Origin of the sequence: Streptomyces sp. NRRL F-4489 (assembly GCF_001509485.1) — a bacterium.
Classification (GTDB): domain Bacteria; phylum Actinomycetota; class Actinomycetes; order Streptomycetales; family Streptomycetaceae; genus Streptomyces.
Window position 1 is genome coordinate 24,946 of the sequence record NZ_LLZI01000243.1, and the last position, 13,367, is coordinate 38,312.

The 13,367-nt window shown below is 71.9% G+C and carries 13 protein-coding genes; 8 read left to right on the forward strand and 5 right to left on the reverse strand.

Annotation, left to right across the window (positions count from 1 at the left end; all coding sequences use genetic code 11):
• Positions 1-90 precede the first annotated feature (90 nt).
• The gene (locus ADL22_RS23205) at positions 91-972 is read right to left on the reverse strand and encodes a LysR family transcriptional regulator (RefSeq protein WP_066983063.1); all 882 of its coding nucleotides are present in this window, start codon (positions 970-972) and stop codon (positions 91-93) included.
• A 93-nt stretch (positions 973-1,065) separates the two neighbouring features.
• On the opposite strand from ADL22_RS23205, the gene ADL22_RS23210 reads away from it, so the two are divergent.
• Together ADL22_RS23210 and ADL22_RS36710 are read left to right on the forward strand one after the other, a co-directional pair.
• Positions 1,066-1,893 carry a glutamine amidotransferase-related protein gene (locus ADL22_RS23210; RefSeq protein WP_079064361.1) on the forward strand — a complete coding sequence of 276 codons (828 nt, stop codon included), beginning with the start codon at positions 1,066-1,068 and terminating at the stop codon, positions 1,891-1,893.
• Between the two features lie 188 nt (positions 1,894-2,081).
• Positions 2,082-2,216, forward strand: coding sequence for a hypothetical protein (locus tag ADL22_RS36710; protein ID WP_267890202.1), 135 nt, complete (start codon positions 2,082-2,084; stop codon positions 2,214-2,216).
• A gap of 124 nt (positions 2,217-2,340) precedes the next feature.
• Here the strand turns inward: ADL22_RS36710 and ADL22_RS23215 are convergent, their stop codons facing one another.
• Both ADL22_RS23215 and ADL22_RS23220 read right to left on the reverse strand, forming a co-directional pair.
• On the reverse strand, positions 2,341-2,730 hold the full coding sequence (locus ADL22_RS23215; protein ID WP_066983066.1) for a 5-carboxymethyl-2-hydroxymuconate Delta-isomerase: 390 nt from the start codon (positions 2,728-2,730) through the stop codon (positions 2,341-2,343).
• 106 nt (positions 2,731-2,836) lie between these two features.
• Positions 2,837-3,535, reverse strand: coding sequence for an alpha/beta fold hydrolase (locus ADL22_RS23220; protein ID WP_066983069.1), 699 nt, complete (start codon positions 3,533-3,535; stop codon positions 2,837-2,839).
• Between the two features lie 183 nt (positions 3,536-3,718).
• On the opposite strand from ADL22_RS23220, the gene ADL22_RS36715 reads away from it, so the two are divergent.
• Positions 3,719-5,371, forward strand: a complete 1,653-nt coding sequence (locus tag ADL22_RS36715; RefSeq protein ID WP_066983072.1) for a hypothetical protein — start codon at positions 3,719-3,721, stop codon at positions 5,369-5,371.
• Between the two features lie 88 nt (positions 5,372-5,459).
• Here ADL22_RS36715 and ADL22_RS23230 read toward each other — a convergent pair whose 3' ends face one another.
• Positions 5,460-6,164 carry a class II aldolase/adducin family protein gene (locus ADL22_RS23230; RefSeq protein WP_066983075.1) on the reverse strand — a complete coding sequence of 235 codons (705 nt, stop codon included), beginning with the start codon at positions 6,162-6,164 and terminating at the stop codon, positions 5,460-5,462.
• A gap of 136 nt (positions 6,165-6,300) precedes the next feature.
• Between ADL22_RS23230 and ADL22_RS23235 the strand changes: the two genes are divergently transcribed.
• Positions 6,301-6,942: a TetR/AcrR family transcriptional regulator gene (locus ADL22_RS23235; protein ID WP_079064363.1), complete on the forward strand. Its 642-nt coding sequence runs from the start codon at positions 6,301-6,303 to the stop codon at positions 6,940-6,942.
• A gap of 373 nt (positions 6,943-7,315) precedes the next feature.
• Positions 7,316-7,696: a peptidase inhibitor family I36 protein gene (locus ADL22_RS23240; protein ID WP_066983077.1), complete on the forward strand. Its 381-nt coding sequence runs from the start codon at positions 7,316-7,318 to the stop codon at positions 7,694-7,696.
• A 233-nt stretch (positions 7,697-7,929) separates the two neighbouring features.
• Here ADL22_RS23240 and ADL22_RS23245 read toward each other — a convergent pair whose 3' ends face one another.
• Complete coding sequence (locus ADL22_RS23245; protein WP_066983081.1) at positions 7,930-10,107, reverse strand: TerD family protein; 2,178 nt, start codon at positions 10,105-10,107, stop codon at positions 7,930-7,932.
• Positions 10,108-10,369: 262 nt separating this feature from the next.
• Between ADL22_RS23245 and ADL22_RS23250 the strand changes: the two genes are divergently transcribed.
• The 3 genes from ADL22_RS23250 (at position 10,370) to ADL22_RS23260 (ending at position 13,365) form a co-directional block, all read left to right on the forward strand.
• Positions 10,370-11,215: a dienelactone hydrolase family protein gene (locus ADL22_RS23250; RefSeq protein WP_066983084.1), complete on the forward strand. Its 846-nt coding sequence runs from the start codon at positions 10,370-10,372 to the stop codon at positions 11,213-11,215.
• A gap of 155 nt (positions 11,216-11,370) precedes the next feature.
• On the forward strand, positions 11,371-12,294 hold the full coding sequence (locus ADL22_RS23255; protein WP_066983087.1) for a hypothetical protein: 924 nt from the start codon (positions 11,371-11,373) through the stop codon (positions 12,292-12,294).
• A gap of 159 nt (positions 12,295-12,453) precedes the next feature.
• On the forward strand, positions 12,454-13,365 hold the full coding sequence (locus ADL22_RS23260) for an MBL fold metallo-hydrolase (protein WP_066983090.1): 912 nt from the start codon (positions 12,454-12,456) through the stop codon (positions 13,363-13,365).
• The last annotated feature ends 2 nt before the right edge of the window (positions 13,366-13,367 follow it).

Genomic DNA, 13,367 nt, shown 5'->3' on the forward strand with positions numbered 1-13,367 from the left:
ACGTCACCCCGCGGAACGCCAGACCGACCGAAAAACACTGCTGGGGACGGCACCGGGGGGGCAGGAGCGCGGCCAACTCAACTCCCCACCTCAACCACTGATCAACTGCGCCAACTCCCGTGCCGCATCGGTGGGGTTGGCCGGGTGGACCAGTTCCGTGCGGTGGATCAGGCGCGGCTCGGCGACCGGGACGGCGGTGATGCCGGGAAGCGCGGACGCCACCGGCAGCGGCAGTGCGGCCAGGCCGTGGCCGGCGGCGGCCAGTGCGGCCAGGCCGTGCAGATCGGTCCCGCGGTGGCGCAGCCGGTGCGGGAACCCGTCGGTACGGCACACCGCACGCAGCCGGTCGAGGGGAACGGCGGTGTCGGGCGCGTCGATCCACTGCGCGTGGGTCAGATCCGTCAACCGCACCGAACGCCGTCGCGCCAAGGGATGACCCTCCGGGAACACCACGGCCAGCGTCTCCTCCGCCGCCGCGAGGGTGACGGAGGGGCCGAGGTCAGGCATCGGCAGCGGGTCGCTGGGGGCGGCGACACCGTCAACGAAGCCGAGGTCGGCGCGCCCGCTCACCACCTCCGCGAGCACCGCCTCCCGACCCAGGGTCCGCACTTCGACGTCCAGCAGACGGGCCGAGGACCGCAGGTCGGTGAGTGCCTGGGCCACCGCGGGCCCCAGGGCGGCGGGCGAACAGGCAAGCGTCAGCCGGGTGGGGCGGGCGCCGTCCAGACGGGCGATGTCCGCGCGGGCGGCGTCCAGGCGCAGCAGCAGAGCCGGGGCGTGCTCCATGAGCCGCGCCCCCGCCGGCGTCGGCGCCACCGGGCGGCGCTCGACCAGGCGCGTGCCCACATCCGCTTCGAGCGCGGCGATGTGCTGGGAGACCGCGGACTGGGTGTACCCGAGCGCTGCGGCGGCCCGGGAGAAGGAGGAGTGTTCGAGAACCGCGACGAACGTACGCAGCAGATGCGGATCCATGCTCCCACTATCCCACCTCCATCAGCGTCCCTTATCCCCGATGCAGTAATCATCGTTGGACCTGATCCAGGCACGCGGCGCAGGATGACTGCCATGAACGCCACCACGAACCACGGCACCACGAACCACGCCGCCGCGAAGCACGCCGGCACCAAGCACGCCACCGCGGACGACGCCACCCACCACGGGACGGCTCCCGCGCGCCGCAGGCCCACCGCCCGTCTTGCCTTGATCGGCGACCGTTCCGAAGCGGTCCGCTCGCACACCCTCATCCCCGGCCTCCTCGAAGCGCTGCGCGACCGGGACGGCCTGGACCTCGACGCCTACTGGATTCCTTCCGAGGACGCGGCGGAGTACCAGGACCTGGCGGGCTTCGACGCGATCTGGGTCCTCCCCGGCAGCCCCTACCGCAGTGAGTCCGGCGTCCTGGCGGCGATCCGCGCGGCCCGCGAGGGCGGCATCCCGTTCCTGGGGACCTGCGGCGGTTTCCAGCACGTACTGCTGGAGTTCGCCCGCAACGCCTGCGGCCTGACGCACGTCGGCCACGCCGAGAACGATCCCCACCTCGCCGACGAGGACGCCGTGGTCATCCCGCTGGCCTGCTCCCTGGTCGGCCACGAGGGGACCGTACGCGTCACCGCCGGTTCCCGCGCCGCGCACCTGCTCGGCACCGACCGCATCCAGGCCCGCTACCACTGCAACTACGCGCCCAACCCCCGCTACCTCGACCGCCTGCGCGCCGACGGCCTGAGCTTCACCGGCACCGACGAGTCCGGCGAGGTCCGCATCGCCGAGCTGCCCGGCCACCCCTTCTTCCTGGCCACGCTCTTCCAGCCGGAACTGGACGGCGACGGCACCCGCCCCCATCCGTTCATCACCGGCCTGGCCACCGCCGCCGTCGACCACGCCCGGACCCGATGAACGAGGCCACCGGGCCAGGCAGTCCACCTGTCGTCCACTCCGCAGGCGACCGCCGTGCCCGGCCGGTAGGCGACCGCCGTGCCTGGCCGCCGCCAGCCCGCAGTGCCTGGCCGGCCGTCTGCCGCGCCTGGCAACGCGCCCGCCATGCCGGGCTGCGGGTCTGCCGTGCCTGGCTGCGTGCCTGCACCGTGCCCGACGCGCACGCCCGCAGCCCGCTGGCCCCGGCGCGGGACACCGCGCTCACCGCCGCCCGCCTCGCCGCCACCGGCTCGCCCGGCGCGTTCACCGCTGCGACGGCGGACCCGTCCGCGCCCAAGCCGTAGCGGATGCGGATCCGCACCGAAGGGTCTGGGGTCGGCGCGACCGAACCGGAGGGCCTGGGCTCGGAGCCGGGGTCGGCCTGGGCCAACCCGGACCCGGGCCCCGCTCCGGCTCGGCCCGGTCCCGCTACCGCTGGGCGTGGTGCAAGCGATAGGCCCCGGACAAGTCCCGTACCTCCACCGACGTCACCACCTCATAGCCATCGCCGTCGCTGTCGCGGTAGCCGTGGCCGCCGGCCGGCAGATGCTTGCCCAGCAGCGCGAGGACGTCCTCCGCCAGCCGGGCCTTCAGCTCGTCCGGCCGTCCGGGCAGCAGCCCCACCTCGACATGCACGAACGCCACCTGCCCCGCGCCCCGGTCGCCGACGAAGGTCTCCGCGGCCGACCGGAAGAAGGTCTTGCACACACCCGCCGAACCGGTCTCCTCCAGCACCATCGGATGCAGCTCCCGCACGAACGCCTGCCGGTCGAAGACACCGGACAGCTGTGCGGAGTAATCGACGGTGATATGCGGCATGAGGGACCTCTCGGGTGTGTGTGCGTTATGCACCTATCTTGGTCCATGGTGCCGATCGCTCCCCACCGGGCCCCGGAATACGGGCGCGAGGCCGTCCGCCTGCACGCTACGCCGTGGCTGCCTCCAGGAGTACGCGGGCCAGTTCGCGGGGCTGGGAGAACATCGGCCAGTGGCCGGTGTCCAGCGTGGCCAGCCGCCAGCGCTCGCCGGCCAGCAGCGCGGCCACGTCGGGGTTCAGCTCGGGATTGCCGAGAACGCACTGGATGTACGTCGCCGGCAGCTCGCCGAGCGGACGGGCCAGCGCGGCGGGCTCGATGAGCGAGGCACCGGGGTGGGGCGTCGCGCCGCCCATGATCCGCGCCACCTGCTCGTCGGTCAGCCCATGGCCGGCGTAGAGCTCCGCGCCCAACGGCGCCCAGCAGCCGTCGTTCACGGCCATCGACGCCTCCACCATGGCGCGGCCTTCCGGCCAGGCGGACGCGAACGACTCGCCGTCCTGCGGCACATTGGCGTCCACGAACACCACCCGGGCCAATCGCCCGCCGATCCGCTCGGCGGCCTGCCCCACGGGTATGCCGGAGTAGCTGTGCCCCACGAGGACGACATCCCGCAGATCGAGCCGCTCGACCTCGTCCACGATGTCCTGGACGTGGGTCTGCTGTCCGGCGGGGATGCCGCGCTTCTCGGCGAGGCCGGAGAGGGTGAGCGGGTGCACGCCGTGCCCCGCCTCGCGCAGCGCCGGCACCACCTCCTCCCACGCCCACGCCCCGAGCCACGCGCCTGCCACCAGTACGAATTGCGTCATGAGGGCAACGTAGCGGAGGGGTCTGACAATCGCGCCGGAAATACTCTGCCCCGAGGCCGGGAAGACTCTGCCGGAAACCTGCCCAAAACGGGCCGCTGTACCGCCGTACGGAAACGGTCGCGGACCGGCAAATAAGCGACAGCCGACCCGCCGCCGCGAGCGCCGCATGAGTAGGGTGCAACTATGCAGACCAGCGGGGAGGAACAGCGCGGCCACGTGCTGCTGATCGCGGGGGCCAGGGCCACGCACCGGCGTACCGTCCAGGTGATGCCCAGCGCCAATCTGGCCGCGCTGACCGCCGTCCCCGTGCCCGCGCTGCTCGGCAGTACGCTGCCCGCCGACCTCGTCCACCTCGACGGGCCGCGCGATCAGAACACCCTGCTCATCAGGCTCCGTACGGCCGCGGCGGCCTCCGGGCCGCTGCTGGTCTACCTCTCCGGTCAGTTGACGGTGGACCGCAAGCACCACCGGCTGCATCTCGCCTCCGCCGCCACGACCGCCGCCACCGCGCGCTACACCGCGCTGCCCTGGGAGTGGGTGTTCAACGAGCTCCGCCGGCGGCGCGGAGCCACGACCGTGCTGGTCGACATGGCCGCCGACAAGGGCGCCTGGGCCGTCCTCCAGGAGAGCGGCGGACTGCCGGAGGTGAACGCCGAGCTCTACGGCGTCATCACGCCACCCGGAACGCACGCCACCGCGGACGGCATCAGCGTCTACACCCACCACCTCATCGACGTGCTGCGCACCCACCCCGACCGCCCGGCGACCGACCGGCTGCACGCCCTGGCGCTGGCCGCCGCCCCCATACCGCCCGGCACGCTCGTGCTGCCCGGCGGAGGGACGGGGCCCGCGCCCGCGCCCGCCTCCTCCTCTTACGGGTCATACGAGCCTCACGAGCCTCACGGGTCTTACGGGGACCACTCGGGGCACGAGCACCACGGGCCCCGGGGGCCTCACGCGTACCCGACGGCGGCGGAAGCCCAGCCCAAAACGCCGATCAAGCGGCTGCTCTCCGGCGAGCGTTCGCTGCTGCCGGCCCTCCGGCGCCGGGAGCCCGGTGCCGGTGCCGGGGCCGGGCACGGCTTCGGGCCGGCCCCGAGCGAGAGCGACTTCCCGACGCTTCCGCCGGCGACGGCGTACGACGCGTACCCGCTCGTCGACGACCGGTCCCAGTGGTCGCAGCCCCAGCCGACCGGCGCGCCCCCGGCCCCCGGCCACGTCCCCGACCCGAGTACGCACCCGGCCCCCGCCCCCCAGGACACCGCCCCGGGACCGGCGCAGGCCCCGCAGGCCCCGGCCGCGGCTCCGTTCCCCCAGCAGCAGTCCGTTCCCCCGCAGCAGTCCGTTCCCCCGCACCAGTCGGCGCCGCCGCCAACCACCGGGTCGGGCAGCAGCGACCCGGACCCCCGGCCGCTCATCTGGCAGGCCGCTCAGGCAGGCCGCCACGACCAGGCCGCGGACATGGCGGCGGCCTGGGAACAACAGGCATTGCAGCGCTACGGGTACGACTCGCCGCAGGCCACCCAATGGGCGGAGATCCGGGCGGACTTGGCACGGATGGCCGGTCGCTGGCCGCTCGCCACACAGCTGTGGGTGGCCGCGGCCCGCAGGCGCCTGGCGCATCAGTCATCCGACGCCCCGGAAGTCCTCAACGCCGCCCGCGGCGCGCACTACTGCTGGAACCAGATCACCGACACCGACCAGGCGATCGAGAACGGCCCCGAGCTGATCAACCTGCTGCGCCAACTCCCCGCCCTCGACCCGCGCCACGTCTACACCGCGCAGACCCGCCTCCAACACCTGCACCAGCAGTCATGGGGCGTCGGCGGCAAGTAGGCACCCGGCACGGCGGCAGACATCAGGTCGCGGGCGGCATGAAGCCGACCGGTGGCAGCCCCGTCCGGCGACTCGCGCCGGAGGGGGCTCACGCCATGGCCCGGCCCCGGCCGAGTTCCTCGATGCTCTCCAGTCGGTGGCGGGCCTCGTCGAGATCGCGGCCCCAGGTGGTCACCCCGTACCCCTCGATCAGGAGGGCCGGCGGAGCGCAGTCAGCCGATGACCCGTCCAACGTGGTGAAGTAGGCGGCCGCATCATCGGCGATCCGTCGCGGCTCGGGCCAGTTGGCGAAGACCGGGACCGTGACGGCAACGGACAGCGGGACCGTGCCCCGGCCGGTTGCCGGACCGGTGGCCGGCCCCGACGCCGGGGGTGCATCCCATTGCTCGAACGTCACCTCGCCCAACGCGCCGGCGTCGCTGGCGAGTTCGGCGGCCCTGGTGAACCCGCCCAGCGCGGCAAGGCCCGCCGCCCGAGGTGCCTGGGTGTGAATGACTGCCCCGCATCCCGGCAGCAGCCGGTAGAGCGCGAGGTGAAGGGCGGTTTCGGCGGGCGGCCATTCGACCTCGCCGAGCAGCGGCAACCCTTCCTCCGGTTCGATCAGGACGGTGTCGTGGCGGGTGAGCGTCGCCGTTTCCAGGCCGCCGACCGTGATCGCGACCGCGTCACCGCAACGCACCGACAGACTTCCCGAACCGCCCGGCAACCAGCCGCCCTGGTGGAGGGCGCGACCGGCCGCAGCGAGCCGCCCCCGCTGCATTTCGGCGTCCTCACCGATGATGATGGGCTTCACGAGCTTTCTTTCCTCCGGGACATGTCTGGGGTGGCCCATGGGCTGCCGGTCGGTCTGCCTGTCCGCCGTGCCACAGCAGGTATACTGACCGGTATAGCTACTGACGTAACCATACCGATCGGTGTACCGTCAAGGCATGACTGGCGACAGCGGGACGGCAGGGCGGGGCGGGCAGCGAAAGGGCGCCCAGCGCCTGACGCCCGCCGCGGTCAAGGTCCTCGAGACCGCCTCAACGCTCTTCTACGAAAAGGGAATTCGCGCGATCGGCGTGGAGGCCATCGCCGAGGGAGCCGGGGTCACCAAGAAGACGCTCTACGACCGGTTCGGCTCCAAGGACGAGCTGATCGTGGCCTACCTGCGGGCTCGCGACGAGCTCTGGCGCGACACCCTCGTACGGTACGTGGCCGAGCAGGCCCGGACCCCCCAGGAGAAGCTGCTCGCCACGTTCGGCGCGCTCCGCGACTGGATGCGCGAGCGCAACCCGCGCGGCTGCGCCTTCGTCAACGCCCATGTCGAACTCCCCGCCGACCACCCCGGCCAGGACGTCGCCCGCGAACAGAAGTCCTGGCTGCTCGGCTACTTGACGGACCTCGCGGCCGAAGCCGGGTGCGCCGAGCCCGGGCACCTGGCCGACCAGCTGCTCATCCTGCACGAGGGTGCCGGTATCGCCCATTCCCTGCAGTCGGTCCCCCGTGCGATGGAGCGGGCGCAGGAGATGGCCGTGCTGCTGATCGAGCAGTCCCTCAGCCCGGCGAGGGCATCCACCAGGGCCAACTGAGCACCGGAGAACGGTGGTGTGCGTCCCGTCCCGGCCTGGGGCGGGACACCGGGCGTGCGGTTGCGCGTACGGGCGCGGGCGCCGGTGCACGCCCGCCTCGCGCCACACCGTGCTTCAGCGAGCGTCGGCAAGTCCGGAAATATGCCTGAGCGCGTGGATCCGGGTGACTGATACTGGCGGCGGTCCCGATGACTGGTCGCCCGGCGCCACCGCGGGCGAACCCGGGACCAAGGCAGTACCAGCCAGACAGCACACCCCAGGCAGTCCCGGAAAGACCAGGAAATACAGGAAACACAGGCAAGACCAGGAACTGCCGGGAGCACCACGGACCTCATCAGGAACCCCAGGCAAGATCAGCCAAAGGAGCACTGTCATGCGCCCCATGCGTTCGTTCGCCGCCGCCACGGCGACGCTGGCCCTCGTACTCGGCATCGCCCCCGCCGCGACCGCCGCCCCCGCCGCACCGGCCCACCGGGCGGCCTTCAACTGCGCTGCCGGACACTTCTGCATCTACAGCGGCTGGAACGGCAGCGGCCAACGCTGCCAGTGGGCGCAGCGCAGCAAGGCCAACACCGCCGATGACTGTTCCTTCATCCGCCAGGGCCGCAACGTCCGCTCCCTGTGGAACGGCACCGGCCACCGGGTGCAGTACTACACCCAGACCAACTACCACGGCCGCGTCGGGTCCACCCACGCCGGGGCGGGCGGCAACCTCCAGGGCAACTACCAGATCCGTTCGTTCCGCCCGCAGTGAGCGACGCCGGGTCGCCCCGCGCCGCGCGGTTCACCGCACGGCACGCCGCGTGGAGCGGGCGCCCGGGACAGGCGACTGGCCGGATTCGCAGGTGGTGGCGGGATGCGCGCTCATCGCAGGCACCCCGCCCCACCCGCAAGAAGTCAAGGGCGAGGAAAGCGGAAGGACTAAATTCAAGGAAAGTGAAGGAGAAGGAAGCCCTTCCATGGCCTCGCCGTGGCCAACCATAACAGTCAGGCGGGGATCAAGTCGCGGAGATTTTGCGGGGTGATGACCCGGGATTCCGAGGGCAGGCCATCGGGCCGGGCCAGTCCGAGGTACGTCACCGGCCCCGCCCCCTCCGGAAGCGGCCCGCCCTCCCATAGCGTGACCGACTCCGCCTCCTCGGCCATCAGGTCGACGAGGTAACGCACCGTCAGGTACGCGCGGGGCGCGATCCCGCGCAGCAGCGTGGCCGCCGTGACGCGGTTGCCCTCGACCTGGTTGGCGGCGGGCGCCCCCTTCAGATACAGATGCAGCCACTTCGCCCGCCACCGGCCGTCCGCACCCCGCTGGAAGGCGAGCGGCAGGGCGACCCGGCCGGGCCCGCGCAGCTCCGACTTCATCCGCACCGTACGCGGTTCGAACGGCCGCCCGCGCTGCTCGGCGTCGCGCAGCATGAAACCGAAGAACGACTCCGCGACCTCCTCGAACCCTTCCCCCGAGAAGATATTGACCTGCGGAACGATAAAGGTGCCTGGTACCGCGCCCAGGCGCAGGTTGATGAACTCCGAAGCCCCCTCCGGTGCCTCGGTGATGTCCCCGGAGTGCTCACCGCCGACGCCGGTCAGGGCGGTGTAGGACAGCCAGGAGTGGGTGGAGTAGTCGGCGTTGAGCATCAGCGCCGACAGGTCGTAGTCCGTGGTGCGGCTGGTCTGCTTCCAGTAGACGAAGAATCGCAGCAGTTCGCCGTCCACGGGGGAGACCGAGCCGCGCGGCAGGACGCCCAGGCCGGACGTCGTGGCCTTGCCGCTGAGCGGCAGCGCGACGTCGAGGACGTCCGGATCGACCACGAGCCGGCCCGGGGCCGGCAGCCGGCGGCGTATCTCGGCGTCCACGGCAGCGGCCAGTCGGTCCCGCTCCGCCGGGAACACGGGCGGCCGGGTGTCCGGGGCGGCCCAGGCACGTCCCAGGCGGTTGACGAAGACCCGCCGCCCGCCGGCCTCCTCGGCGCGGTTGAGCAGGTGCTCCCGTACGGAGAGCAGGACGCGGCCCGAGACCTGGGGGGCGACCTCCTCGGCGGCCGCCACGACGGCGTCCCGCTCGTCCTGGCCGGGCGCCGTCCGCAACAGCCGGTCCACGGACCGGAACAGCTTGCCCGGCGCGGACTTCAGCAGTCCCACCGCACCGGTCAGATCCTGCCCGGTCAGCAGCTCCTCGACGCGGCCGTCGAGCGACCGGACCCGCCGTTCGCCGCGGGCGACGGCGAACACCTCGGCGGCGTGCGGCCAGCGCGGGTACTCGTGCGGATGCAGCCGCTCGCCCAGGCGCTTCCACGGCTCGCGGTACGCGGCCACGTCGGCGAGCTTGTCGGGGGACGCGGCGACGACCGCGTCGAGGCCGGCGAGCAGGGCCCGGCGGACCGGCCGGGGGAGTGTGGTGAACCGGGTCGGTGCCTGGAGGGTCACATCCCCACCAGACAGCGCACAGGCCAGGCGGAGCACGTCGGTGACGGTATCCAGCAGCGGTTCGGCGCCCACGCCCAGCCGGACCTCGTTGATCACCGCGCGGTTCTCCCGCACCGGGATGCCCTCCGGCTGGGGCCCGGACGCACAATGCCTGGCGAGAAACCGCAGGTCCGCCAGGTCGTCCTCGCCCAGCGGCGTACTGCTTCCGGCCAGCGCCAGATAGCCGGCGGTGACCTCGTCGGCCAGCTCCCCGCCCAGGTGCAGCACCGTCATGCGGTCGCCGGCCGCGGCGATCAACTCGTCGTGCGCGGCGAGCATCTCGGCGTAACTGTGCCCGTAGTTGCCGTACGCCGGCAGGGTGAGCAAGTCGACCATACCGGCGCTGAGTTGGGCGAGCGTACCGGGGCGCGTGGCGTCGTCCGCCAGCGCGTCCGCGATGCAACCCATCCAGAAGTCGAAGGTGTCCGGCACATTGGCCGGGAAGTCAAGGAAGTAGACATTGTGCTGCACGTGATCGCCGACCATCGCGCGGACGGTGTCCAGCGTGTGCGCCGCGGTGCCTATGACCGCGGTCTCGGACAGCCCTGACAGCTGCGTCAGCAGCTCCCCGGACAGTTTGAAGCCCGCAGACATCAGCGCGGCATCGAACTGCCGCGCCGCGACCGCGCCGTCCCCCGCAGGACCCGCGGGACGCGGGAGGCGGTGGGTGTGCCGGATGACCAGTGAGGCGAGACGGTGTCCCATCCTCCGATGATCCCATTCGGCCGCCCGGCGGCGCATGCGGGTTTCCGCGCGCGGCCCCGTACGGCGCTGCGGCGCCTGCCCGGCTCACTCCACCGCGCGGCCGTTCGCCCGTCACATATCCCACATCACATGCCCAACTTCCCTCAGCCCGAGGCCCGTTGTGGCACCCCGCCCCACCGATCGGTAGTGTCTGGTGTCGGGGGCGCTCAGCCCGCCGGCCCCATGCGCCGGCCCCGCAGCAGACGAGCAGACGGTGGTATCCATGGCAGATCATGACCTGACCGGCTTCGAGCGCGACACCTTCACCCACGCCGGCGTCACCCGCCGGACCCTGCGCCGCGGAACCGGACCCGCGGTGATCGTGATGGCGGAAATCCCAGGCATCACCCCCAAAGTGCTGGCGTTCGCGGAACGCGTCGCCGCCATCGGCTGCACCGCCGTCCTCCCGGTGCTCTTCGGCACGCCGGGCCGGGACGTCGACCCCGCGGCCGCCGGCCGGCTCAACACCCAGCGCTACATCGCCGCGTCGATGCGGAAGGTGTGCGTGAGCCGCGAGTTCACGGTGCTGGCCACCGGCAAGTCCTCGCCGGTCGTGACCTGGCTGCGGGCCCTGGCCGCCCACGAACACGAGCGCTGCGGCGGACCCGGCGTGGGCGCCGTCGGCATGTGCCTGACCGGCGGCTTCGCCCTCGCCATGGCCGTCGACGACCGCCTCCTCGCGCCCGTACTGTCCCAGCCGTCCCTGCCCCTGCCTGTCACCAGGAGCCGAGGCGCCACGATCGACATCTCCGCCGAGGAACTCGCCGTCGTCCGGGGCCGCTGCCGGCGCGAGGGCCTCCAGGTGATGGGCCTGCGCTTCCGCAGCGACAAGTTGGTGCCCGAGTCGCGATTCGACTTCCTGCGCCGCGAGCTGGGCGACGCCTTCGTCGCCGTCGAACTGGACGACTCGGCCGCGAACCCCGACGCGACGATGGCCCCGCACTCCGTACTGACCGAGCACCTCATCGACGAGCCCGGCCAGCCGACCCGCGCGGCCCTCGACGGCGTACTCGACCTGTTCCGCACCCGCTTGCTGGAACGGGCCCCCGAGGCCGACCCGGCGGTGTGAACTCGTACCCCGAGCGCGCGCCCTGTGGGTATCGGCTGCCGGACGGAACGAACTGCGGATCGCGGCCCGGGCCGCGCCAACACCTGCTGCCGGCGAACGAGCACGGACGGCCCCGGCACGGAACCGCGGCAGCCCCCCGCGCGTAATCATGAAATATGGCCGAGAAACCCGAAGCATGGCGCACCGCCGTCCACCTCGCCGGCGTGGGATTCGTCGGCTGCGCCCTCAGCGCCGCCCAATTCTGGATCGTGCTGACGGCACTCTTAACCGGCAAGGTGCTGGTCGCCGTCGTCGTCTGCACCCTCGTGGCAGCGATCATGGTCAGCCTCCTCGCGGGTTTCGCCGGCATGGCCAGGCCGTTCGCACCGCTCACCCGCCGGGCGCGCGGGCGATGGGCCTGGGCAGGGGGTGTTTACGCCTTCGGTACGGTCGGCGTGATCGCGGCCATCGCCGCCGAGCCCGGCCTGGACGGGCTCAGCCGCAGCAACTTGCTCTTCCCGTGGGGAGGGGCGTGCTGCGCGCTCGCCGCCGGCTTCTTCCTCCCCGGCGCGCGCACGCGGTGGGCGGCACTCGGCCTGACCGTCGCCCTCGCCGCCGGTCTCGGCTACCACGCCTGGTCCGCCGCCCAACCTCCCACTCTTAACGAGTGGCTCACCGCGAACCGCGTGGACCGCGCCCTGCTCCGCGTCGGCGAACCACCGACCGGCTACACCCTGCGCGTCAACGGAGCCGGTGGGCACGCTTTCGGCGCCGAATACGTACGTCCGGGTGCCTCTGCTATCCATCTGTCAGTGGAACAGCCGGGCCGGAATGCGCGTCGTACCGACGCACGCGGATGCCCCGTTCCATTCGGCGAAACCATCGAATGCGCCGACGACGGCAGCGGCCGCCAACTGATCACCTATAAAGGCACTTACCCGCGCCAGGAACTCCGCCTGCGGCAGGCCGGCCTGATCTACACCCTGACCCTGGAAGGCCGCCGCACCGACCTCGGTGCCGCCCGCCACATCCTCTCGACGCTCCGCCCGGCAACGGACTCGGAACTCGCCCAGCTCGTCACCCTGCCCATGAGTCATTGACCACCCCACTTAGGCCCCAGCCATCCTCGCCTCACCCGGCATCGCCTAAACTGCCTCAGTCTGAGACAAACCGAGAAGATCCCACCTCGCCCGCACGCACTCGCGCACTCACCCATCACGACCGAAAGGCCCGGGGAAATGGCTCCCGTTCTCCGCCCGTTGTCCGCCACCACTTGGGCATGGGTCCAGGACTCCACGGACTGGGGATTCAGCAATGCCGGCGTCATCGCGTCGCGCGGCGTATCGCTGCTCTTCGACACCCAGTTCACGCTGGACGCCACGCGCGCCATGCTCCGCGAGATCGCCGCCGCGACCTCCGATTCCGCCATCGAGACGCTGGTCATCTCGCACCAGAACGGTGACCACACCTGGGGAAACCAGCTCGTGCCCGGCGCCGAGATCATCACCTCCGCGGCCTCCGCCGAACACCTCTGCCACGAAATCTCCCCGGAACAGCTCACCCACCTTTCGCGTACGCAGGGGACGGACTCCACCAGCCGCTACGCCGCCGAGCACTTCGGCCGGTTCGATTTCTCCGGCATCACCGTCACCGAGCCCACCCGCACCTTCACCGGGCGCCTGAAATTGACGGTGGGGGACGTCACCGTGGAAGCCATCGACCTCGGGCCCGGACACAGCGCCGGCGATGTCGCGCTGTGGGTCCCCGAGGACGGGATCGTTTTCGCGGGGGATGTGCTTTTCGACGGCGGGCACATGATTGTCTGGTCCGGTTCGCTGACCGCCTGCGTCGAATCCGTCGACACCCTTCTCGCCACCGGCGTCGAGACGTTCGTACCCGGCCACGGGGCGCTCATGGAAAGGGCGGACGTCCTCGCTTTCCGTACGTACCTGACCGAGGTACGGACCGCCGCCACGGCCTACGCGAAGGACGGAATTCCCCTCGCCGACGCCGCGGCCCGGGTCCACGCGGAATTCGCCGGGAACCGCGCCCACCCCGAGCGCCTTTTCACCGCCACGGCAGGCGCCTACGCCGACGCCGGATTCGCCGAACCGCTCCCGACCCTCGATCTGGTCAAGGGAATGGCCGACTTGGCGGAGCAGCCGTCCTGACG